Origin of the sequence: Dokdonia sp. LLG6352-1, from assembly GCF_045055815.1 — a bacterium.
GTDB lineage: Bacteria > Bacteroidota > Bacteroidia > Flavobacteriales > Flavobacteriaceae > Dokdonia > Dokdonia donghaensis.
This window is the reverse complement of the sequence record NZ_CP159329.1, coordinates 97,701-120,690: the sequence shown is the minus strand read 5'-3', so window position 1 is coordinate 120,690 and position 22,990 is coordinate 97,701. Positions and strand designations below refer to the sequence as shown.

The following is a 22,990-nucleotide window of genomic DNA, read 5'->3' as shown; positions in this document are numbered from 1 at the left end:
TTGATTAACGTCTTTATATGAATTCACTACTTGTAGCAGATACGGTTTCAAAAAAGTTTGGAGACTTTACTGCACTTAACGATGTGTCTATTACCGTACCAGAGGGGAGTATTTTTGGACTTTTAGGTCCCAACGGAGCTGGTAAAACGACACTTATACGTATCATAAACCAGATTACAATGCCAGATACTGGTAGTGTGACCTTAGGAGGAGAACCTTTACAACAACATCATATACGTGATATAGGCTATATGCCAGAAGAGCGTGGTTTGTATAAATCTATGAAGGTAGGAGAGCAAGTACTCTATCTCGCACAGCTTAAGGGGATGTCTAAGGCCGAAGCAAAAACAAGAGCAAAGCACTGGTTTGAAAAACTTGAGATAGGCGACTGGTGGGGAAAAAAAATACAAGAACTTTCTAAGGGTCAAGCTCAAAAAATACAGTTTGTGGTAACCGTAATGCACCAGCCTAAATTGCTCATTTTTGACGAGCCATTCAGTGGTTTTGATCCTATAAATGCAAACCTTATTAAAGACGAGATTTTACAACTTAGAGATGAGGGTGCCACAGTCATCTTTAGCACACACCGTATGGAGTCTGTTGAGGAACTGTGTGATCATATTGCACTCATAAATAAGTCAAACAAGATTTTGGATGGTGAGATTAACACTATAAAGAGAGCATATCAAAACAATACGTTTGATATAGGGGTGCAGGTGGTAGATGAGACCGCTTTCGCGAAAGCGCAACAACAACTAGCATCTTCTTTTAAAGTTACTCCTGCACAGTTTAAGAGCTTAGGTAATGAGCATAAATTGCGAGTTGAAATGGGTGATAATGGTAGTCCAAACGAACTATTAAGCACCTTACAAACGTATGGACAAGTAACACACTTTGTAGAAGTGATCCCGAGTGTAAACGATATTTTTATTCAAACCGTTAGTCAGAACAAATGAGCATCCTTTCTTTAATAATAAAGCGAGAGTATATCGCACGAGTAAGAAATAAGTCATTCTTGATAATGACTTTTTTGAGTCCGCTTATTTTGGTAGGTATGATATTGCTTATCTCTTATTTAACGCAGCTCAATAGTGAAGATAAACGCACAATTGTAGTGGTTGATGAGTCTGGACAATTTGAAACTGTATTTTTTAATACAGATAAGACAAGCTATGTAAACCTTAGTGATCAAGGGCTTGATGCTGGTAAGGAAGTTGCAAAAGATGATGTTTATTATGGACTCATTCATATCTCAAAAAACCCAGAAACGGCTACAAATCCGGTAACATTTTATGGTAATGAAACGCCCTCATATGACTTTATAGGAGATATAGAAAAGCGCATCGAAAAAAGAATTACAGATCAAAACTTAGTTGCACAAGGTATAAACCTCACGGCACTAGAGACTGCAAAAAGCACGATAGATATTAATATAGAAAACTTCTCTGGTGAGTCTAGCTCAAAGATGAGTAACTGGGTGAAAGCAGGTTTTGGGGGTGCTGCGGGGTATCTTCTTATGATGTTTATTATTATATATGGTAATATGGTAATGCGTTCTGTGATTGAGGAAAAGACTAATAGAATTATAGAGGTAATTATCTCTTCTGTAAAGCCCTTCCAGCTTATGCTAGGTAAAATACTAGGTACAACACTGGCGGGCATCACGCAGTTTGCTATATGGGTTCTAGTAGGTGGGGTATTACTGGTGGTTCTTACAGCAGTTTTTGGGGTAGATCCATCTGCGACAACCTCTGTAAATCCTGCAGCATCACAAGCTCAAGAGATAGCTCAAGATCCTAATATGATGATAGAGTTACTGCAAGAGATTCAAAAATTACCTTTGCTACAGCTAGTGGGTGGCTTCTTTATTTATTTTATAGGCGGGTACTTTTTATACAGTTCTATTTATGCGGCTATAGGCGCAGCGGTAGATAATGAGACAGATACACAGCAGTTTATGCTGCCTATTATTATGCCACTTATGCTGGCTATATATGTAGGCTTTTTTGCAGTAATAGATAATCCTCACGGTACGGTAGCAACAGTATTTTCTATTATACCGCTTACATCACCTATTGTGATGTTAATGCGCATACCCTTTGAAGTGCCACTATGGCAAATTATATTATCCATAACATTACTTATAGCCACCTTTATTTTTACAGTGTGGTTTGGATCAAAAATATACCGAGTAGGGATCCTTATGTATGGAAAAAAACCTACTTATAAAGATTTAATAAAATGGTTAAAATACTAGCGATACTTCTCTATCTACAAGAAGAAGCGGTAGATAAGGTAAAAGATATTATAGAAGAAGACATCTGGGGCACAATAAAAGAGTGGCTTAGCTTTGAACTCATAAGTCTAGGTAAAGAACCTAATCATATAGGTTTTACCGTAGGGCATCTCATTGTACTTATCATTGCATTTATACTCACAAGTATTGTGCTTAAGTGGGTGCGTGTTTTAATGACACGTAGAATGGAAGGTGATGACAAGCTCAAGTTTGTAAGTGTTTTTAAATTTATAAAATACATTGCCTATATAGTGGTAGTACTTGCAACGATGAGTGCTTCTGGTATTGATATAACGGTATTGCTCACAGCCTCTGCAGCTTTATTTGTAGGTCTGGGTCTTGCTTTACAAGAAGTCTTTCAAGATGTAATAGGGGGGATTTTGATAATGGTAGATAAATCAATTTCGGCAGGTGATATTATTGAGATGGATGGTCGTGTAGGTAGAGTTTTTGAAATAAAACTGCGAACCACTAGAGCTCTTACTAGAGATGATAAAGTGATTATAATACCTAATCACAAGTTTATTACAGACACCGTATATAACTATACCCAAAATCATAAAACTACTAGAGAAAACGTAAAAGTAGGTGTTGCATACGGTAGTGATACCAGAGCGGTAGAAAAGATATTACTGGAGTGTGCAACAGAGCACCCAGATATTTTAAAGCATCCTAAACCTTTTGTGCTTTTTGAAAATTTTGGAGATAGTTCGCTAGATTTTGGACTCTATTTCTGTGTGAGGGACAGCTTTGTAGATCCTAGAATAAAAAGTGCTTTACGATATGCGATAGATGACCGCTTTCGCGAAAGCGGAATTACCATCCCATTCCCGCAGCGCGATTTACATCTTTTTAATACTGATAGACCAGTGTTTGTGCCAAAGGAGAAATCTGATGAGAATAATTCACTTCCAAAAAATGATACTATAAATGAGTAAAACTGCCAGATTTATTATTGCTTTACTATTGTTTACAGGGACAGTGAGCGCACAGTTGACAGATTTGGCACGAGTAGAGTATACCTATTTCCCACAGAGTGATTCAGATAATTCTTTTAGGAGGTTTAGATCTTTCATAAATGTACCTGTAAAACTTAAAGAAGATGTTTACTTAGTACCAGGTTTTGAGTACCGAAATGTAAATTTAAAATTTGAAGATGTTACTCCTTTTAGCCGTGAGGATCTGGATAGATTTCAATCTTTTAGTTTTTCGCTAGGCTACACGCAAAAATTAAATGATAAATGGCGTATAGGTGCAAAGATAGGTTCAAGAATTACTTCAAACTTTAGTACAGAAACCTTTTCTAGCAGTGATGTTGTACACACTGGGGCCGTATATTTTATTAATGATAAGACTAAAGATGGTCTTGATAAACCGTGGAGACTTATTATAGGTGGGAGATATGATACAGAATCTGGTAGACCGTTTCCATTACCTTTTGTAAATTACTATCGTGAGTTTCACCCAGACTGGTCGTTTACCTTAGGGGTGCCTAAGTCTAATATAAAACGCTATTTTGGTAAAAACAGAGAGCATATCATTCAGAGTTTTTTAAGTCTAGATGGTTTTTATGCAAACATTCAAGATAATGTAGAAGTAAATATACCAGAAGGGGAGTTTGAAACAGCAGAGAGTATCTCTATGACGGTTGCCCTTTTTGGATTAGGGTATGAATATTGCTTTACAAAACACCTAGTGTTTTATTTTTATGCTGGACACACTGTCATAAACGACATACGACTACGTGATGGAGATCGTAATGACGTTTTTACAATAAATGATAAGAACACCTTTTATGGTCGTTCTGGAATAAAATTTAAATTATAATAATGGCAAAGATTTTAATTATAGAAGATGAGGCTGCGATAAGACGCGTTCTTACCAAGATATTATCTGAAGAGAGTAAGGACTATCAGGTAGAAGAAGCTGGAGATGGCCTAGAGGGTATAAATAAAATTCGAGAAGAAGATTATGACCTTGTACTTTGTGATATTAAAATGCCAAAAATGGATGGTGTTGAGGTACTAGAGGCTGCCCGTAAACTCAAGCCAGAAGTTCCTATGGTAATGATCTCTGGTCACGGTGATCTTGATACGGCTGTAAATACAATGCGCCTAGGCGCTTTTGATTATATATCAAAACCACCAGACCTTAATAGGTTACTTAACACCGTGCGCAACGCACTAGACCGCAAAACGCTCGTGGTAGAAAATATAAAGCTCAAAAAGAAAGTGAGCAAAAAGTACGAGATGGTAGGTGAGAGTGAAGAAATAGGGCAGATTAAAGCGATGATTGAGAAGGTGGCTCCTACAGATGCCCGCGTGCTCATTACGGGACCTAATGGAACAGGTAAAGAACTTGTGGCGCACTGGCTACACGAAAAAAGTGAGCGTTCTAAGGGGCCACTTGTAGAGGTAAATTGTGCCGCAATACCATCTGAGCTTATAGAAAGCGAACTTTTTGGTCACGTAAAAGGAGCTTTTACAAGTGCAAATAAGGATCGCGCAGGCAAATTTGAAGCAGCAAATGGAGGTACCATCTTTCTTGATGAGATAGGCGATATGAGCCTATCTGCACAAGCCAAAGTACTAAGAGCACTACAAGAAAGTAGAGTGCAGCGAGTAGGTAGTGATAAGGACATTAAAGTAGACGTGCGCGTAGTAGCAGCGACTAATAAAAACCTAAAGCAAGAAATTGCAGATGGAAACTTTAGAGAAGATTTATATCACAGGCTTGCGGTTATACTAATCAGAGTACCTGCACTTAATGACCGTCGTAACGATATTCCTATCCTTATAGCACATTTTGCAAAGAAGATCTCACAAGAGCAGGGCACCGCGCTTAAAACGTTTTCAAGCAAAGCCATAGACCTTTTAAAAGCTTATGACTGGACAGGTAATATACGAGAATTACGCAACGTGGTTGAGCGTCTTATTATCTTAAGTGGTCCAGAGGTTACAGAGGGAGATGTAAAACTATTTGCAAGTAAATAACAGATGGTATGAGTGATATGGATTACAACACATTTAAGGTAACAGCGCCCGTAAAACTTTCAGATAAGAGCACGACGCTTTTTCAAGATCAAGAAGAAAAAGAACTAGAGAAAAAACTCAAAAAAGTACGCAAGCAGCTCGGTAAACTTCAAGACACAATGTACGCACACGATAAGTATGCAGTACTCGTATGTTTGCAGGGTATGGATACCTCTGGTAAGGACAGTCTTATAAGAGAAGTCTTTAAAGACTTTAATGCTCGTGGTGTTGAGGTACAGAGCTTTAAAGTACCTACAGATCTTGAGCTGGGTCACGATTACCTGTGGCGTCACTATATCGCCCTACCTCAGAGAGGAAAATTTGGCGTGCACAACCGCACACATTATGAAAATGTACTCGTCACGCGCGTACATCCCGAGTATATTCTGGGTGAAAACCTACCAGATGTCCACACGGTAGAAGATGTAAATGACGCTTTCTGGGATAAGCGTTTTGAGCAGATCAAAAACTTTGAAAAGCATCTTGTAGAAAACGGGACACTTATCTATAAGTTCTTTATGCATTTATCAAAAGATGAACAAAAAAATAGATTGCTACGTCGTCTGGAAAAAAAGGAAAAAAATTGGAAATTTTCTGCCGGCGACCTCAAAGAGCGCAAGTTATGGGACAGCTATCAAACTTATTATGAAGACGCTATAAATCGTACTTCTACAGACAAGGCACCGTGGTACGTTATCCCAGCAGATAATAAACCCGCTGCTCGTCTAGCAGTTGCAAGCATTCTACTAGAGACACTCTCACAATATGAAGATATACAAGAGCCAGAACTAGATGATAAAACAAAAGCAAATCTTTCAGCATACAAAGAACAGTTAGAAAATGAATAAAGTACTCAAAAACATCTTTACGGTTGCTTTGGTGGTGGGGGTTTCCGCTTTCGCGAAAGCGCAAAACGACTCAATCACCGTACGTAACATCTATACAGAAGCATTAACAAAAGGGCAGAGCTACCAGTGGCTTGATCACCTCTCTAATGATATAGGCTCTCGCCTAAGCGGAAGTCTAGGTGCCGAAAGAGCCGTAGCCTGGACAAAAGCCGAACTTGAAAAAGCAGGCCTTGATAAAGTATGGTTACAACCAGTAATGGTACCTAAATGGATACGCGGTGAGGCAGAAAGAGCACATATAGAAGGAGAAAATGCACGCATAACCTCTGTGCCTATTTGTGCACTAGGAGGATCTGTGGCAACTAAGTCTGTAGGACTTAGAGCAAACGTAGTAGAGGTAATGGGTATAGAAGAGCTCAAAGCGCTTGGGGAAGAAAATGTAAAGGGCAAAATAGTCTTTTATAATCGCCCTATGAATGATGAGCTTATACGCACCTTTCAAGCGTATGGAGGTTGTGTAGACCAGCGATATGCAGGAGCTATGGAGGCTGCAAAGCTAGGTGCAGTGGGAGTGATCGTAAGATCTGTTACCCACAGCATAGATGATTACCCACATACGGGGTCTATGTCTTATGGAGATTTACCTGCCTCAAAACGTATACCTGCAGCTGCCATAAGTACAAAAGGGGCAAACCTGTTAAGTACATCTTTAAAGCTCAATCCAGAGTTAAAATTCTTTTACAAGATGTCTTGTAAAAATATGGGAGAAGTTGAGTCATACAATGTGATAGGTGAGATAACCGGGAGTGAGTTTCCTAATAAATATATGGTTGTAGGCGGTCATCTAGACTCTTGGGATCTAGGAGATGGCTCTCACGATGATGGTGCAGGAGTTGTACAGAGTATGGAAGTCTTACGACTTATGAAGGCTGTAGGATATAAGCCTAAGCATAGCATACGTGTGGTATTATTTATGAATGAAGAAAACGGTTTACGTGGCGGTAGAAAATATGCAGAAGAAGCTAAGGCAAAAGGTGAGCAACATATCTTTGCCCTAGAGAGTGACTCAGGTGGGTTTACACCTAGAGGTTTCTCATTTGATACAGATGATCGTAATTATAATGAAGTACTAAGCTGGAAATCACTTTTTGAACCTTACCTCATACACGATTTTACAAGAGGAGGTAGTGGTGCGGATATTGGTCCACTTAAGGCTACAAATGATGGCATTGTACTAGCTGGCTTACGACCAGACTCGCAACGTTATTTTGACCATCACCACGCGGCAAATGATACTTTTGATGCGGTAAATAAACGAGAACTAGAGCTAGGAGCAGCAACTATGACAAGTCTAGTGTACTTAATGGATAATTATATTCAAAAGCCTGCCAAATTAATACAGGCACCCATAAAGCAATAAGGGTTTTAGATAATGCCTTTTTCTTGATAAATGGCAATCCCTTTATCTATCATATCACTAATGGATGCTTCTAGCGAGGCGTCCATTTTTTTTATATGAAAACAACTCTTGCCCTTAAGACATTTCTTAAGCGCAGGGTCTAGGTCTGTAAAAGCAGCAACATCTGTATAAATAGGGAAGAAGTAAAGTCTGCAGTCTTTGGGTTTAGGTATCACACTTGCAAAGTAATGACCATCTACTTTTTGTTTGCCTTGCATTGTGGGTATAGTTCCTGCCGCCTCAAGACCTGCGCTGTCGTCTTTTCTGAGTTGTAGCTTGTCTTCGTGTGCTTTAATAAGTGTTCTTAAAGCTAGGTCTATTTCTATAGGGTTAGTGAGCATAGGTGAGATGTACAATGTGATTACTGCCTTAAGATAAGAATTTGCTATTAAACTACTCGGTCTTTGTTTATGGATGAAGTATTTTTGCGCTTTCGCGAAAGCGTAAAAAAATCCAACCCAATGCAGTTTTCAGACTACACAAAAGAATTTGGCACAAACCTTAAAATAGCATTCCCTATAATGCTGGGACAGCTGGGTCATATACTTGTAGCTCTTGCAGATAACTTGATGGTAGGACAGCTAGGTGCCGCACAACTGGCAGCAGTAAGTCTGGGTAATAGTCTCGTTTTTATAGCACTTTCTATAGGTATAGGTTTCTCATTTGCCATCACGCCACTTGTGGCAGAGGCAGATGGTCAAGGTAATATAGAGAAGGGGCGACTGCACTTTCACCACGGGGTGATTATGTGTGCTGTAAACGGTGTGTTGCTTTTTGTAACCTTGCTTATTGCAAAGCCAGTATTGTATATGCTAGATCAACCGCCAGAGGTGGTAGCGCTTGCTATACCGTACCTTGAGATTGTAGCGTTGTCTATGATTCCGCTTATGATTTTTCAAGCTTTTAAGCAGTTTGCAGATGGATTGTCACAAACTAAATACGCGATGTATGCCACTATACTAGCAAATATTGTAAATGTCTTATTTAACTATGTGCTCATTTACGGGATATGGATTTTCCCAAGGCTTGAGGTTGAGGGTGCTGCTTGGGGAACACTCATATCACGATTTTTTATGCTGGGGCTGCTCATTTTTATGCTTTCGCGAAAGCGTAAATTTAAATCTTACTTTTTCTGGGATGGTGCAAGTCACATACAGCTTAGCGAGTTTAAAACACTTATAAAATTAGGTTTTCCCACAGCTTTACAAATGCTTTTTGAAGTAGGTGTGTTTACGGCGGCTATTTTCTTATCTGGAATTCTGGGGACTAATGCCCAGGCGGCAAATCAAATTGCGCTTAACCTTGCGTCTATGACATTTATGATAGCAGTAGGGCTGGGAGTCACTGGTACTATACGTGTAGGAAACCAAAAGGGTAAAAGGGATTATCCAAATTTGAGGCGTATCGCTTTTTCTATCTTTATACTTTGTTTCCTTATCGAGGCGGTCTTTGCTGTAGGTTTTATAGTGCTCAAAGACTGGTTGCCTCCTTTTTATATAGATAATCCGGAGGTGATTTTTATGGCAGCACAATTACTCGTTGTGGCAGCATTGTTTCAGCTCAGTGATGGAGTACAAGTTACTATTCTAGGTGCGTTAAGAGGTTTACAAGATGTAAATATTCCTACCGTGATATGTTTTATAGCTTACTGGGTAATAGGTTTCCCGGTGATGTGGTATTTTGGGAAAGAGGCGCAAATGGGTGTGCAAGGCATCTGGGTAGGGCTACTGGTAGGGCTCACAGCATCTGCCACGATGCTATATTTTAGATTTAACTACCTTAGTAAAAAGTTGATAAGTGGGGTGTAACCGCACCATAATAAGAGATATATAAATAGATAATTATGACAGTACCAAAGTTCTTACTAGGTGATAATTCAGATTTTTCTGATCATATTTTTGTGATTCATACAGAGTTCCCTCGTTTTATAATAGACCTCACTATTGATGAAATAGAGTGGTTTGAAGAGTTTGACCGTCAAGACGAAGATGAGCTTGCCTCTGAAACCGAAAATGCTATAAAAGAAGCTACAGAGTGGTACGACGCCGAAATGGAAAAATTTGAGAACGAGTAGGTAATGGAGCAACTCGTACAGTATGATCAAGAGCTTTTTTTATTTTTAAACGGTCTAGGTAGTGCCACCTGGGATCAGTTCTGGCTTATTGTAACCAATAAGCTGAGCTCTATACCCTTATATGCGCTCTTACTTTTCTTTATTTACAAGCAGTACGGGATGAAGGGGACACTCATTACTGTGGTATGCGTAGCATTGCTCATTACTGGAGTAGACCAGCTTGCAAATGCTTTTAAGCACGGGTTTATGAGACCAAGACCGTGTAGAGTTGCCGCTTTTGAAACTACCATAAGATACATTGCAGAGCGCTGTGGCCGTTATGGATACTATTCTGCACACGCTGGTAATAGTATGGCTGTTGCCGTTTTTGCAGGTCTAGCGCTTAGGCGTAGTTATAAGAATTTGATTTTCTTTTTACTTTTTTGGTCTGCGGTAGTGGGGTATAGCCGCATTTATGTGGGAGTACATTATCCTGGTGATGTCCTTACTGGTTGGATTATAGGAGCAGCGATAGGCTATGGTCTTTATAAATTGCAGCAGTTTTTAATTGTGAAATATGATAAGTAGTTAGACTGTTACTTACTTGCGATATCTAGTAATTGCTGTGCTGCTATAAAGGGAGAAACCTCTCCTTGAGCCACTTTAGATAAGACAGCATCTAGTTCACCTACCACCTTGTCATTTGCATAAAAGGCGTCTTTAAGTTTATTTTCTATGGTTTGTAGTAGCCAGAATTTATTTTGCTCGGCTCTTTTTGCTTCAAAGTAAGTTGAGGTTTTTGTTGTTTCGGTATAATCAGATATGAGTTGCCATACTTCTTCAATCCCTGTGTTTTCTAGGGCGCTACAGGTTGTAACCTTTGGTGTCCAGTTGCTGGGTTTAGGAGGGAAGAGGTGCAACGCTTTCGCGAAAGCGGTCTTAGCCAGCTTTGCAGCTTTTGTGTTGCCACCGTCTGCTTTATTGATCACAATGGCATCTGCCATCTCAATAATACCTCTTTTAATGCCTTGTAGCTCATCACCAGCCCCAGCTAGTTTGAGTAGCAAAAAGAAGTCTACCATAGAGTGTACGATGGTCTCGCTCTGACCTACACCCACCGTTTCGATTATAATCACGTCATAACCTGCAGCCTCACAGAGTATAATGGCCTCTCTAGTTTTTCGAGCTACACCTCCCAGTGATTTTCCTGAGGCGCTGGGACGTATATAAGCATTAGGGTTTTGAGCAAGTGTATACATTCTAGTTTTATCACCTAGTATACTACCGTGAGATACAGAGCTCGTAGGGTCTACCGCTAGTACGGCAACTTTATGTCCTTGTGAAGTAAGAAAGTTGCCAAAGGTTTCTATAAAAGTGCTCTTGCCCACGCCAGGCACGCCAGTAATACCTATCCTTACAGATTTATTAGCCTTACTAAGGCAAGCCTCTATAAGTTGTTGTCCTTTATCTTGATGTGATTGTACAGTGCTCTCAATGAGAGTGATGCCTTGAGAGAGTGCCGTGATATCTCCTTGAGCAATAGCAGTTGCTAGATCTTGAGTATTTATAGTTTTTTGCCTTTTACGAGTCTTGTAAAACGCAGGATTAATACTCTTGTTGATATGTGTAGCATCTTTACTCACAGAAGTGCCAAATTACTACTTTCTTCATAATTATGTGAGTTTAAGAGCTGCGTTTTATCCCTAAAAGAATTGCCAAGTGTAAAGAAGTAAAACTAGGGTTATGAGTCTTTGTACTTCTTTTTAACCTTGGCTTTAAGCTTGGCAAGATCTGCGTGTGATTGCTTTATCTGGAACTCCATAGGTACAAGCACTTCTAGTATATGCACAGGTAACCAGCTGTCATCTATAAGACGTTTGAGGAGTATGAGTACCATCTCGTCTTGAATCATACACGCGCCTACAATGTTTGTAGGTGTTTTATGCTCCATAGCTGCTGTTACATCTAGCCAGTCACGATCTGCACTACCCTTTACAATATCTAGCCTGTTTGGCGTGATACCTTCTTCTGCCATTCGGGATACTATCTTGTGACAAAACTTATTGCGGCTTACACTTTCCTTAGCTAGAAATCTTTTATACTCTGTAATCTCAACTTCTTCTGCAGCATTAAAATAGCGACGCTCTGCCCAGAAACATTCGTCTAGCAGATCGTTAAGATTTTCATATGCAATATCGAGGTGATTCATATACTGAGCTTCAAATATAGACTAGTCGCAGTATTTAAAATAGTCTTACTTCATTATTACTTAAAAATTATGAATAGTTTATTTATAATCTAGTAGTATCTTAATGGGCTGTTAACTCAAAAAAAATAAAACTTTTTGCAACATTGCAAAAAAGACCTCGTCTTTAAGAAGAATAGCAATAATAAACCAATCAAAACCAACCATCCATTTTGCTAGTTAGTGATCTCATACAAAAATGCAAGGCAAATGATAGAAAGGCACAGCTGCAGCTGTACAATAAATACTGTGATGGTATGTATTGTGTAGCCTTTAGATTTTTGAAAAATGCATTTGAGGCAGAAGAGGCAATGCACGAGGGCTTTATAAATGCCTTTGCAAAGCTTCATCAGTTTACGGGAGAAGTCACCTTTGGAGCCTGGCTTAAGCGCATCGTGATTAATAAAAGTCTCGATATGATCAAGGCAAAAAAAGCAACACTTATCCCACTTAATGAGGAAGTAATGGGCAAGGTAGATGATGATAATGATTGGAATGTGGCAGACGGGGTAACCGTAGACCACATTAAGAAAACCATCAGTGAGCTTCCTGAGCGATATGAGTATCCTCTTATGCTATTCTTAATAGAGGGATACGATCACCAGGAGATCTCAGAGATATTACAGATTACAGAAGTCGCTTCTAGAACGCTGGTGCACCGCGGTAAGAAGAAGCTTCAACAACACTTAAAGACCCTTAATTATGGCACAGGATATTAGAGAGCTTATCAAAAGCGAGAGCGGTGAGCAAGAGCAGCTGCGAGAAGGCCACTTATCACGTTTTGAGCAATTACTTGAAGAGCGTATGCCAGAAGAGCAAAAACCTTCAAAGCCTAAAGGCGGTATATTTTTATGGATGAAGATAGCAGCCATACTTATTGTAGCTGGTGGTATTGTAATGATGGTGTATAATAACGCTTTCGCGAAAGCGGAAGACGCACCCATAGTACAAGCTACCCCAGAAAATACAGAAACGGTAGAACCAGAAATCTTATTAAGTGCTATATCACCAGAATTTAAAAAAGTAGAAGATTACTACCTCGCTAGTGTAAACCTAGAGATTGCCCGCCTTGAGATAACAGATGATAATAAAGAGCTTATAGATGCTTTTATGAAACAGCTGTCAGATCTTGATGCAGAGTATAAAAGTCTCAATCGGGAGATTACCGAAAGTGGTGTAAGTGAAGAGATGGTAAACGCAATGATAGAAAACTTAAAATTGCGTGTGGAGCTTATGATAAAGCTCAAAGCTAAACTTAAAGAAATGAAAAACGCTGCTCAACAAGAAGCAGCCATTCAAACCGTATAAGATGAAACAGTATAAGATATTATGGCCAGTGATGATGTTACTATTTGTAGCAACTGGGAGCGTATTTGCGCAGGCTAAAAAAACAAAGTTAAACGAACGCTTTTCTGTAAACAAAGACGTGCAGATAGATATAGACACACGTTATGCAGATGTGATTTTTGAAACCTGGAACAAAAATGAAGTCGCTATAGAGGCTTATGTAGAGGGAGAAAATGCAAGTGAAGCAGCAAGGTCTTGGGATCTTGACGTGAGTGGTAATAGTAACCAGGTACGAGTTACAAGTAAAGGAGGTTATGGAGATGTAAAAGTATATAATCTAAGCGATCTAGATAACGTACACCTAGATCTTGATCTAGGAGAAATTATAGGGCAGTCACTTAGTATTGTTGAGCCTGTGATGAATGGTCTTGTAGGGCCGCTACTAGAAGGTATCTCTGGAGCAAGACTTCCAGATGAGTATTATGAAGAAATGGGGAAAATGAAATTTGACCACGAGGCATATAAAAGAGAAGGTAGAGCTTACATAAAGCGATGGGAGCGTGAGATGGATAAGAGTTTTGGCCCTGAGTTTGAGCGTAAAATGGAGAAGTGGGAGAAAGAAGCAGAGCAAAAATCTGAAGACTGGAGCGAGCGTCTTATAGAGCAATCTGGCATCCCAAAATGGCCTTTTAATAGCAAAGGAAATATCACTTTTGACAGTGATGAGTATGAAAAAGATAAACAAGCTTACGTAAATAAGTTAAACCGAAAGTACGGTACAAGAGTAAGTGTACGTGAGGTAGATAGCTGGCTTGAAGATGTTGAGGCCTGGGGAGAAGATTTTGGAGAGAGAATGGAAGACTGGGGTGAGAACTTTGGTAAATCTATGGAGAAGTGGGGCGAAAACTTCGGTGAGAACTTCGGGAAGTCTATGGAGAAGTGGGGAGAGTCTTTTGGAAAAGATATGGAGAAGTGGGGAGAAAACTTCGGCAAGAAAATGGAAAAATGGGCAGAAGAGCACGAAGGTGAGTGGGAAGAAACTCATACAAGAGATGAAAACGGAAATAGAAGTAGCCACTACAGCCTTAATTATGATTCTGATAAGGCTTCATCAAAAAAGTCTAACCGAAATGTAAAACGTGTTATTATCATAAAAATGCCTAAGCGTGCAGAGCTAGATCTTAATGTACGTTACGGTAAAGTAAAAATGGCAGATGCTTATAATGCAAAAGCTATTATCTCACACGGTAGCCTTGCTGCCACAACCATCGATGGAGGAAACACCTCCATCGATGTTTCTTACAGCCCTGTAACCATCACAAACTGGAACAAAGGAACTCTCGTGACTAATCACGTTAAAGATTGTAATATAAACACAGCTACAGACATTAAAGTAACGTCTAACTCTAGTAACGTACACATTAATCGTCTAGATGGTTCTGGTATGATATCTGGGTCATTTGGTAAGTTATCAATTCCTCAAGTAAGTGATAACTTTGGGACGCTTACTTTATTTTTAGAAAATAGCGACCTGGCTTTAAAATTACCGCAGGCGGCATTTAACTTTAGTTACAGTGGTGATCATAATGACTTCTTTATCCCTAAGCAACTCGAGACACAGTCTATGAAAAACGGATCTACAGAAATGGTAAACGGGTTTCATAAGTCTAGAAGTACTGGTAATACCATTACGATTAATGCTAAGTATAGCGACGTAGTATTGCAATAAACAGCGATTACATACTAAATTATTGTGCAGCTATGGCTGCTTTTTGTGTTTTGTATTGAAGTTGTATTTTTAGGCAACAAATAACAACCAATGGATACTAGTTTTTTTAGTGCGCTTACAAAAGAATTTACATCTCCTCTCCACACTCCTTTTCAAAAAGAAGACTTCTATCCGCTAGATTTATCTACGTCAAATAATGAGCTAGATGTTGAGCTTCTTACAAGACCTTATGATCATCATAAATTCTTACAGCTGTATCTTAAGATAAGTGGTTCTAAGGTAGCCTACGGCGGTTATCTAGAGAAACGACCTCTCTATGATAGATCAGATTATTTTCAGGCACAAGATCCGGGAGATAAGCGCAACATTCATCTTGGTATAGACTTGTGGTGCAATGCGGGAGAAAGTATTGTCAGTCCCCTAGATGGAGAGATACATAGCTTTAAACACAATAAGAATTTTGGCGATTATGGACCTACGCTTATTGTAAAGCACACCATAGACGGGCAGGAGTTTCACACCCTATATGGACACTTAAGTGTAGCATCTTTACATAATAAAAAGGTCGGTCAAAAGGTAAAAGCTGGTGAAGTAATTGCCGCTCTAGGTACTCCAGATGTAAATGGTGATTATGCGCCTCATCTACACTTCCAGATAGTTATAGATATGCAAGGTAAAGAGGGTGATTATCCTGGTGTAGGAAGCCAAAATGATCTTGAGTTTTATAGAAAGAACTGCCCAGACCCTAATCTGCTATTAAAAATTTATGAATAGCCTTTGCGACGGCATCTTCTTTATTTGTAAAATCGCTAGTATAATCTGCTAGTGATTTTAGAGTAGGAGTAGCATTCTGTACAGCAACACCTTTACCTACGCGACGTATAAGCTCATCATCATTATGGTTATCGCCAAAAGCCATTACAGCCTCTAGCCCAAAGTTATATTCCTTTTTTAATAAGACCGCTAGCGCCTTTGCTTTGTCTATATGTTTTGGGGTAATCTCAAGGTAGGTGTCCTTAGATCTATAAAGGTGTACTTTATCACTATAGAGTTGTTCTAGTAATGCAACTAGACTATCAAGTTCTTCTGGGGCTCCCATACACATTAGTTTGTGTATGCCTAGCTTATTGTTAATTAGAAAGTCCAGACTTTCAGTAGCCGCTTGATAGATAGGAGTAGCTCTTGTGTTGTTTATTTCGCGTAAGCTCCACTCATCTTCTTGATCTGTAAACCAGTGCTGGTTGCTATAAATACTTAAGTTGTAAGAATGTTTTGTATGATGTGGGATAAGTGTAGACAGTACTTGCGTGTCGTAGCTATTATTTTCTATTATAGTTCCATCCTTTCCTATAATAAGTCCTCCATTAAAGGCAATAAGTGCCTCACCTAGATTGCCCAGCCCTTCTTGCAAGTAGCGCATAGCTTGTGGTGGGCGTGAGGAAGCTAGTATGAGGGGTAATCCCGCTTTCGCGAAAGCGGAAATACTAGCATCACTCAACCATCGGTCTGCATTGAGTAACGTACCGTCTATATCTGAACATAAAAGCTGTATGGTGTCTATCATAGCTATAAAAATAATAAGGCGGCCTCAAAAGAGAGCCGCCTTATGTAGAAAATTATTAAAACAATCTAGCTGTTTAGAATCACCCATTGTCCTTTTGCAATAAGTGGTTCAGCCTGTTTGTACTTTACTTCTTTTGTCTCACCATTTATTACATTTTTAATAGTAACACGGTCGTTACGACCTATTTTAGGTTGAGATCTTACAATAGTTTCTGTAACCTGTTGTTGCTGTGGTTGTGTGTTACCAGCAGCTCTAGCCTGTGCAGAACGCTCATCCATATTAGGGATTTCTTCCTTTTGAGTTTGCGTTTCTTCACGGCGCTCACGTATTTGCGATGCATCGCTCACTTGATCTTGGTTACCCTGTGGAATCTCTCCTTTAAATAGGAATGAAATCACCTCTTTATTAACCTTATCAATCATCTTTTTGAAAAGCTCAAATGCTTCAAACTTATAGATTAATAATGGATCTTTTTGCTCGTGTACAGCAAGGCGTACACTTTGCTTAAGCTCATCCATCTTACGAAGGTGTGTTTTCCAAGCGTCATCTATAATGGCAAGTGTGATGTTCTTTTCAAAATCTGTCACGAGTTGCTTACCGTCTGAGTCGTAAGCTTCTTTAAGATTTGTAACTACACGTAGCTCTTTTGTACCATCTGTAAATGGTACCACGATACGCTCAAACTTTGCATTAGGATCTTCATACACTCTCTTGATGATAGGGAAGGCAAGGTCTGCATTCTTAGTCATCTTTTCTTTATAGTGATCAAAAGCTGCTTTGTAAATGAGGTCTGTAAGATCTTTTGCAGACTTACTGTTAAAGTCGCTCTCACTTACTGGGCTCGTCATAGAGAAATAACGAATGAGCTCAAACTCAAAGTTCTTAAAGTCTTGTGCTTGCTTGTTTGACTCTACAATAACCTCAGAGGTGTCATAGATCATATTTGCAAGGTCTACACGTAAACGCTCTCCATATAGTGCGTGACGACGACGCTTATATACAACCTCACGTTGCATATTCATCACATCATCATACTCAAGTAAGTTCTTACGTACTCCAAAGTTGTTTTCTTCTACTTTTTTCTGTGCGCGCTCTATAGATTTTGAAATCATACCGTGTTGTATCACTTCTCCTTCTTTGAGCCCCATTCTATCCATCATCTTTGCAATACGCTCAGACCCAAATAAACGCATTAGGTTATCCTCAAGCGATACATAAAACTGTGAGCTTCCTGGATCTCCTTGACGTCCAGAACGACCACGTAGCTGTCTGTCTACACGACGTGAGTCGTGACGCTCTGTACCTATAATGGCAAGACCACCGGCTGCCTTTACCTCGTCAGATAACTTAATATCTGTACCACGACCTGCCATATTTGTAGCAATGGTTACCACTCCAGGGTTACCAGCCTCTGCAACGATGTCTGCCTCGCGTTTATGTAGCTTTGCGTTAAGTACGTTATGAGGTATTTTACGAAGGGTAAGCATTTTACCTAGTAATTCTGATATCTCTACAGAAGTTGTACCTATCAAGACTGGACGTCCAGATTTTGAAAGTTCTGTAACTTCATCTATAACGGCGTTATACTTCTCGCGCTTCGTTTTGTAAACTAAGTCGTCTTTATCTTTTCTTGCAATAGGGCGGTTAGTAGGTATCTCTACTACGTCTAGTTTGTAAATCTCCCAGAATTCTCCAGCCTCTGTAACCGCTGTACCTGTCATACCAGATAGCTTGCGATACATACGGAAGTAGTTTTGAAGCGTTACCGTTGCAAAAGTTTGTGTAGCATCTTCAATTTTTACATTTTCTTTTGCCTCAATCGCTTGGTGTAGACCGTCACTGTAACGACGACCATCCATAATACGACCGGTTTGCTCATCTACAATCATCACCTTATTTTCCATCACGACATACTCGGTGTCTTTTTCAAATAACGTGTATGCTTTAAGCAGCTGGTTCATTGTGTGAATACGCTCAGACTTGATTCCAAACTCTTTAAAGAGTTCTTCCTTTTCTGTAGCTTCTTCTTCTGGTGATAATCCTTTTGCTTCTATTTTTCCTATCTCAAGACCTATCTCTGGCATTGTGAAGAAATCTGGATTGTCTTTACCAGAAAGTGTCTCGATACCTCTGTCTGTAAGTTCAATCTGATTGTTCTTTTCATCTATCGTGAAGTATAGTGCCTCATCTATTTGATGCATTTCACGATTATTGTCTTGCATATAGAAGTTCTCAGTCTTTTGTAATAACTGACGTATTCCTTCTTCACTCAAGTATTTTATGAGGGCTTTATTTTTAGGTAACCCACGGTATACACGCAAGAGTTGTTTACCACCTTCTTTTGTGTCACCTGAAGCAATAAGTTTTTTTGCTTCTGGTAAAACTTTTACAAGCTCCTGGCGCTGTAGGTTTACAATCTTCTCTATTTGTGGTTTAAGATCATTAAACTCGTGCACATCACCTTTAGGTACAGGTCCAGATATAATAAGTGGTGTACGAGCATCATCTACAAGTACAGAATCTACCTCATCTACAATTGCATAGTTATGTGGGCGTTGTACTAGATCTTCTGGTTTGTGAGACATATTATCACGTAGGTAGTCAAAACCAAATTCGTTATTTGTACCATATGTAATATCTGCCGCGTATGCTGCACGACGCTCAGGACTGTTAGGTCTGTGATAGTCTATACAATCTATAGTCATCCCGTGAAACTGGAATAAAGGAGCCATCCAAGCGCTATCACGCTTAGCTAGGTAATCATTTACTGTTACAAGGTGTACACCATTACCAGTAAGTGCGTTAAGGTAAACAGGTAGCGTCGCCACGAGTGTTTTACCTTCACCCGTTTGCATCTCTGCTATTTTACCTTGGTGCATTGCCACACCACCTATGAGCTGTACGTCATAGTGTATCATATCCCAGGTTACTTCTTTACCAGCGGCATCCCAGCTATTTGACCAGATGGCTTTATCGCCTTCTAGTGTTACATAGTCTTTTGTGCCACTAAGTAAACGATCATACTCTGAGGCAGTTACCTCAAGTGTTGTATTATTAGTAAATCGCTTTGCAGTTTCTTTTACAACGGCAAATGCTTCTGGGAGTATTTCAGAGAGTGTTTTTTCAGAAATCTCGTAAGCCTCGTCTTTAAGCTTGTCTATGGCTAGGTAAACGTCTTCACGCTCATCTATATCTTCGGTAGCTTCGGCTTTTATTTTAAGCGCTTCTGTAGCTTCTGTGTTTTCTTTGAGAGCAGCTGCAAGAATTTGCTTAAACTCTGCTGTTTTATTTCTCAAGTCATCTAGTGATAACTTTGCTAAGGCTGCTTCGTGTGCTTTAATTTTTTCAACAATAGGGGTGATCGCTCCCACGTCTTGTTTAGACTTATCGCCTACAAAAATTTTTAATACACTGTCTAAAAATCCCATAATATGGTGTTGTTTTGTGTCAATTTTGAACCCGTAAATTTAATCAAAAAAAAAGCCTCATAGAGAGACTTTTTAGTGTTTTAACGGGTATATATTTAATATTCGTCTTCGTTCCAGAGATAATCCTCGTCTGAGGGATAGTCTGGCCAGATCTCTTCGATAGAATCATAAGAATCACCTTCGTCTTCGATAGCTTGTAGATTTTCTACAACTTCAAGTGGTGCTCCAGTTCTAATCGCATAATCGATCAACTCATCTTTAGTAGCAGGCCAAGGCGCGTCACTTAGGTAAGAAGCTAGTTCAAGTGTCCAGTACATAGCATTTGTGTTTTTTAATTTGTGCAAAAATAATTTTTCTAAGCAGAAATGCAAGTGAATTGAAGATTATTTCAAAATAAATGTAAGAACGTGGCTTTCAGACCTTGTAGAGAGTATAATTACGCTTTCGCGAAAGCGAGATACCTCTCAATAATTGTTTTCTGTATTCGGTACTCTTAATCTAGCTTGGTAGGTATCCATTTTACCTCATCTGCTTGTAAGTCTTTAGACAACTTTCGTGCCAGCACAAATAGGTAGTCAGAAAGGCGGTTAAGGTATTTAAGTGTATGCTTGTCAAACGGCTCTAGCTCGTAAAGCGCTGTGGCCAAGCGCTCTGCGCGCCTACATACAGTACGTGCTACGTGACAATGTGACACGGTGGTGTGACCTCCAGGGAGTACAAAATGCGTCATAGGTGGAAGTTCTGTTTCCATCTTATCTATTTCATTTTCTAGTAGTTCAATATCTTCTTCATTAATTTTTGGGATATTGAGGCGCTCTTTGCCATTTTTAAGAATCATCTTCTCTGGGTCTGTAGCGAGTACAGCTCCTACGGTAAAGAGTTTGTTTTGAATATGAATAAGAATCTCCTTGCTACGCACATCAATCTCTTGATCACGTATGAGGCCTATAAATGAGTTAAGCTCATCTACAGTGCCGTAGCTGTCTATTCTTATATGATGTTTTGGGACTCGCGTGCCGCCAAATAAGGCTGTAGTACCGGCGTCACCAGTTTTTGTGTATACTTTCATTTGTGATGAAGTTGTATGCTGTTATTGTTGTTCTTTTTCTCTTTCCTTGCGTTTTTTTTGAAAACCTTCATTAAAGTTGCGCGTTCTTCTCCCACGTTGCTTTGTGGTATTACGTTTTGTATTTGCAAAAACTAGTAAGAATAAAACGGCAACCCCTATGATACTTACAAGTATCTGTGTGATAGGAGAGAGGTTGTTAAAAAAGTCCATATTTTGTTATTGTGTCGTGAAGATAAAAAAAAGGATATGATTCTACTTTGAAAAGTGGTAAGTATGTAAAACAAAAAAACGCCAGCAAGTGGCGTTTTGAATAGTTTTTTTTGAGTAGGATCTAGTTACTTTTTATTTTTTACATCGCTCTCTATAACTCCATCTCTAAGGCGTATTACTCTATGCGCGTGCTCTGCAATATCTTCTTCGTGTGTAACCAGGATCACTGTATTACCTGCTGCGTGTATAGCGTCAAAGAGTGCCATAATCTCAACCCCTGTTTTTGAGTCTAAGTTACCCGTAGGCTCATCTGCAAGTATGATAGACGGTTTATTTACAAGTGCACGACCTACGGCTACACGCTGGCGCTGTCCTCCAGAGAGCTGGTTAGGTTTATGGTCCATACGGTCTGCAAGGCCCACGTCTGTAAGAACCTCTTCGGCTCTTTTATTACGAGAAGATTTTGATAACCCAGCATATACCATAGGTAGTGCTACGTTATCTAAAGCTGTTGTTCTAGGTAGTAAGTTAAATGTTTGAAAAACAAAACCTATCTCTGTATTACGTACATCTGCAAGCTCATCATCACTCATCTGGCTTACATCTCGACCATTAAGAACATAAGATCCTGCTGTAGGTGTGTCAAGACACCCTAAGAGATTCATTAATGTAGATTTACCAGACCCAGAAGGTCCCATAAACGCTACATACTCGCCCTTGTCTATATCTAGATCTATACCTTTAAGTACGTGTACAATTTCGTTTCCTAGAGGGAAGTCACGTATGATGTTTCTTATTTTAATGAGGTTACCCATAGATGTGTTTAGTTTGCTATTAGAAGATGTTACACACAATTTGTTACACAATTTACTTAAAAATGTAAGTAAGATGTAAAGATGCTTGATTTAACCTCAGTTATAATTGTATAGATTATCCTCAATTATAACTTGATGTAAAAATCTTCTTTGGCTTGTTTGGGTCTAAAAAATACCATTCCAAAATAAAATGCATCTACCGTAGCAGTTACTTGTGGTAGTGCTTTTATATACTCCCAGGCTTCTGTCATTTCTTGCGACCAGTGTATGTCGTCAAAAACCCATACACTCTCATCGTTTACAGTAACTAGAAGTTTATTTACATAGTTTATAGTAGCGTCTCTGGCGTGATTACCATCAAAGTATATGAAGTCAAAATTCTTCTTAATGTGGTTATCTAGCTCTGTAGTAAAGTCGCCTACGTAAATTTTTACGTTTTTTATACCTGCATTATTCAGCTCTTGTTGTGCTATTTGAGCCGTCTGAGGGCAGCCTTCTATACTTGTAACTTGGGTATTACTCTTTATAGCTAGTGCTGCAGTCGCAATACCTAGTGAGGTACCTAGCTCTAGTACCTCTTGAGGCTGAAAGTAGGCAATAAGCCGCTGGAGTAATAAAATGCGTTTATGAGTTGCTCCAGCATAGGTGGCGATGTCCTTTATTTTTCTTTCGGCAGATTTAAATACGCGTGAGCCAGCACCATAATCTGTTACTGTGATGGTTTGCTGGTTATCTAGCAATGACCTTTTATAGGCGTATAACTGTTGTGAGATGCTAGGGTCACTCTTTCCTCGTAATACTTCCTTTTCTAGTTTGAATATAAAAGGGGAGTGTATCCCGTGTAGATGAAAGGTTTTAGGTAGCCATTTTATGTATGCAAGCGCAGTATGTAAACTATTATTATTTGCGATAACTAGTGCTTTTAAAACAGAGGGTTTACAGGTGTTTGGATAAG

At 39.3% G+C, this 22,990-nt stretch carries 24 protein-coding genes; 14 read left to right on the top strand and 10 right to left on the bottom strand.

The window, feature by feature from the left end; all coding sequences use genetic code 11:
* Positions 1-17: 17 nt before the first annotated feature.
* Genes ABVM49_RS00520 through ABVM49_RS00490 form a run of 7 tightly spaced genes read left to right on the top strand, consistent with a single transcriptional unit; the run spans position 18 to position 7,596 of the window.
* Positions 18-956, top strand: coding sequence for an ABC transporter ATP-binding protein (locus ABVM49_RS00520; RefSeq protein ID WP_375252494.1), 939 nt, complete (start codon positions 18-20; stop codon positions 954-956).
* Complete coding sequence (locus tag ABVM49_RS00515) at positions 953-2,257, top strand: ABC transporter permease (protein WP_405202592.1); 1,305 nt, start codon at positions 953-955, stop codon at positions 2,255-2,257. The genes ABVM49_RS00520 and ABVM49_RS00515 overlap by 4 nt, the downstream gene beginning before the upstream one ends.
* Positions 2,242-3,234 carry a mechanosensitive ion channel family protein gene (locus ABVM49_RS00510; RefSeq protein WP_405202591.1) on the top strand — a complete coding sequence of 331 codons (993 nt, stop codon included), beginning with the start codon at positions 2,242-2,244 and terminating at the stop codon, positions 3,232-3,234. Before ABVM49_RS00515 ends, ABVM49_RS00510 begins: the two co-directional genes overlap by 16 nt.
* A complete protein-coding gene (locus tag ABVM49_RS00505) occupies positions 3,227-4,123 on the top strand; it encodes a DUF6268 family outer membrane beta-barrel protein (protein WP_405202590.1) in 897 nt (298 codons plus the stop codon). The genes ABVM49_RS00510 and ABVM49_RS00505 overlap by 8 nt, the downstream gene beginning before the upstream one ends.
* A 2-nt stretch (positions 4,124-4,125) precedes the next feature.
* Positions 4,126-5,289, top strand: coding sequence for a sigma-54-dependent transcriptional regulator (locus ABVM49_RS00500; protein WP_405202589.1), 1,164 nt, complete (start codon positions 4,126-4,128; stop codon positions 5,287-5,289).
* Positions 5,290-5,297: 8 nt separating this feature from the next.
* Positions 5,298-6,176 (top strand): PPK2 family polyphosphate kinase, encoded by an 879-nt coding sequence (locus tag ABVM49_RS00495; RefSeq protein WP_405202588.1) that lies wholly within the window; start codon positions 5,298-5,300, stop codon positions 6,174-6,176.
* Positions 6,169-7,596, top strand: coding sequence for a M20/M25/M40 family metallo-hydrolase (locus tag ABVM49_RS00490; RefSeq protein ID WP_405202587.1), 1,428 nt, complete (start codon positions 6,169-6,171; stop codon positions 7,594-7,596). Before ABVM49_RS00495 ends, ABVM49_RS00490 begins: the two co-directional genes overlap by 8 nt.
* Positions 7,597-7,601: 5 nt before the next feature.
* On the opposite strand, the gene ABVM49_RS00485 is transcribed toward ABVM49_RS00490, so the two are convergent.
* Entirely contained in the window at positions 7,602-7,976 is a 375-nt protein-coding gene (locus tag ABVM49_RS00485) for a hypothetical protein (RefSeq protein ID WP_035327979.1), read from the bottom strand.
* A gap of 120 nt (positions 7,977-8,096) precedes the next feature.
* On the opposite strand from ABVM49_RS00485, the gene ABVM49_RS00480 reads away from it, so the two are divergent.
* The 3 genes from ABVM49_RS00480 to ABVM49_RS00470 are packed head-to-tail and all read left to right on the top strand — an operon-like array spanning position 8,097 to position 10,276.
* Positions 8,097-9,443, top strand: coding sequence for an MATE family efflux transporter (locus ABVM49_RS00480; RefSeq protein ID WP_298352549.1), 1,347 nt, complete (start codon positions 8,097-8,099; stop codon positions 9,441-9,443).
* Positions 9,444-9,478: 35 nt separating this feature from the next.
* The gene (locus ABVM49_RS00475; RefSeq protein WP_038600020.1) at positions 9,479-9,709 is read left to right on the top strand and encodes a hypothetical protein; all 231 of its coding nucleotides are present in this window, start codon (positions 9,479-9,481) and stop codon (positions 9,707-9,709) included.
* Positions 9,710-9,712: 3 nt separating this feature from the next.
* Complete coding sequence (locus ABVM49_RS00470; protein WP_405202586.1) at positions 9,713-10,276, top strand: phosphatase PAP2 family protein; 564 nt, start codon at positions 9,713-9,715, stop codon at positions 10,274-10,276.
* Between the two features lie 8 nt (positions 10,277-10,284).
* Here the strand turns inward: ABVM49_RS00470 and meaB are convergent, their stop codons facing one another.
* On the bottom strand, positions 10,285-11,331 hold the full coding sequence (gene meaB, locus ABVM49_RS00465) for a methylmalonyl Co-A mutase-associated GTPase MeaB (RefSeq protein WP_405202585.1): 1,047 nt from the start codon (positions 11,329-11,331) through the stop codon (positions 10,285-10,287).
* A 98-nt stretch (positions 11,332-11,429) separates the two neighbouring features.
* Positions 11,430-11,897: a DUF2383 domain-containing protein gene (locus ABVM49_RS00460; RefSeq protein ID WP_405202584.1), complete on the bottom strand. Its 468-nt coding sequence runs from the start codon at positions 11,895-11,897 to the stop codon at positions 11,430-11,432.
* Between the two features lie 209 nt (positions 11,898-12,106).
* Here ABVM49_RS00460 and ABVM49_RS00455 point away from each other — a divergent pair, with 209 nt between their 5' ends.
* The 4 genes from ABVM49_RS00455 to ABVM49_RS00440 all read left to right on the top strand — a co-directional run bounded on the left by ABVM49_RS00455 (position 12,107) and on the right by ABVM49_RS00440 (position 15,723).
* On the top strand, positions 12,107-12,652 hold the full coding sequence (locus ABVM49_RS00455) for an RNA polymerase sigma factor (protein ID WP_035327995.1): 546 nt from the start codon (positions 12,107-12,109) through the stop codon (positions 12,650-12,652).
* On the top strand, positions 12,636-13,241 hold the full coding sequence (locus ABVM49_RS00450) for a hypothetical protein (protein WP_405202583.1): 606 nt from the start codon (positions 12,636-12,638) through the stop codon (positions 13,239-13,241). Before ABVM49_RS00455 ends, ABVM49_RS00450 begins: the two co-directional genes overlap by 17 nt.
* A 1-nt stretch (position 13,242) precedes the next feature.
* Positions 13,243-14,949 carry a hypothetical protein gene (locus ABVM49_RS00445; protein ID WP_405202582.1) on the top strand — a complete coding sequence of 569 codons (1,707 nt, stop codon included), beginning with the start codon at positions 13,243-13,245 and terminating at the stop codon, positions 14,947-14,949.
* A gap of 90 nt (positions 14,950-15,039) precedes the next feature.
* Positions 15,040-15,723, top strand: coding sequence for a peptidoglycan DD-metalloendopeptidase family protein (locus tag ABVM49_RS00440; RefSeq protein WP_405202581.1), 684 nt, complete (start codon positions 15,040-15,042; stop codon positions 15,721-15,723).
* On the opposite strand, the gene ABVM49_RS00435 is transcribed toward ABVM49_RS00440, so the two are convergent.
* The 7 genes from ABVM49_RS00435 to ABVM49_RS00405 all read right to left on the bottom strand — a co-directional run bounded on the left by ABVM49_RS00435 (position 15,695) and on the right by ABVM49_RS00405 (position 22,775).
* Positions 15,695-16,513, bottom strand: coding sequence for a Cof-type HAD-IIB family hydrolase (locus ABVM49_RS00435; RefSeq protein ID WP_405202580.1), 819 nt, complete (start codon positions 16,511-16,513; stop codon positions 15,695-15,697). The genes ABVM49_RS00440 and ABVM49_RS00435 overlap by 29 nt on opposite strands.
* Before the next feature lie 65 nt (positions 16,514-16,578).
* Positions 16,579-19,941 (bottom strand): preprotein translocase subunit SecA, encoded by a 3,363-nt coding sequence (gene secA / locus ABVM49_RS00430; protein WP_405202579.1) that lies wholly within the window; start codon positions 19,939-19,941, stop codon positions 16,579-16,581.
* Between the two features lie 95 nt (positions 19,942-20,036).
* Entirely contained in the window at positions 20,037-20,258 is a 222-nt protein-coding gene (locus ABVM49_RS00425; protein ID WP_013751528.1) for a DUF2795 domain-containing protein, read from the bottom strand.
* Positions 20,259-20,434: 176 nt separating this feature from the next.
* On the bottom strand, positions 20,435-21,010 hold the full coding sequence (locus tag ABVM49_RS00420) for a cob(I)yrinic acid a,c-diamide adenosyltransferase (protein ID WP_035328013.1): 576 nt from the start codon (positions 21,008-21,010) through the stop codon (positions 20,435-20,437).
* 21 nt (positions 21,011-21,031) lie between these two features.
* Complete coding sequence (locus tag ABVM49_RS00415) at positions 21,032-21,220, bottom strand: hypothetical protein (protein ID WP_298352397.1); 189 nt, start codon at positions 21,218-21,220, stop codon at positions 21,032-21,034.
* 125 nt (positions 21,221-21,345) lie between these two features.
* Entirely contained in the window at positions 21,346-22,035 is a 690-nt protein-coding gene (locus ABVM49_RS00410) for an ABC transporter ATP-binding protein (RefSeq protein WP_405202577.1), read from the bottom strand.
* 125 nt (positions 22,036-22,160) lie between these two features.
* A complete protein-coding gene (locus tag ABVM49_RS00405) occupies positions 22,161-22,775 on the bottom strand; it encodes an O-methyltransferase (protein WP_405202576.1) in 615 nt (204 codons plus the stop codon).
* Between the last annotated feature and the right edge of the window lie 215 nt (positions 22,776-22,990).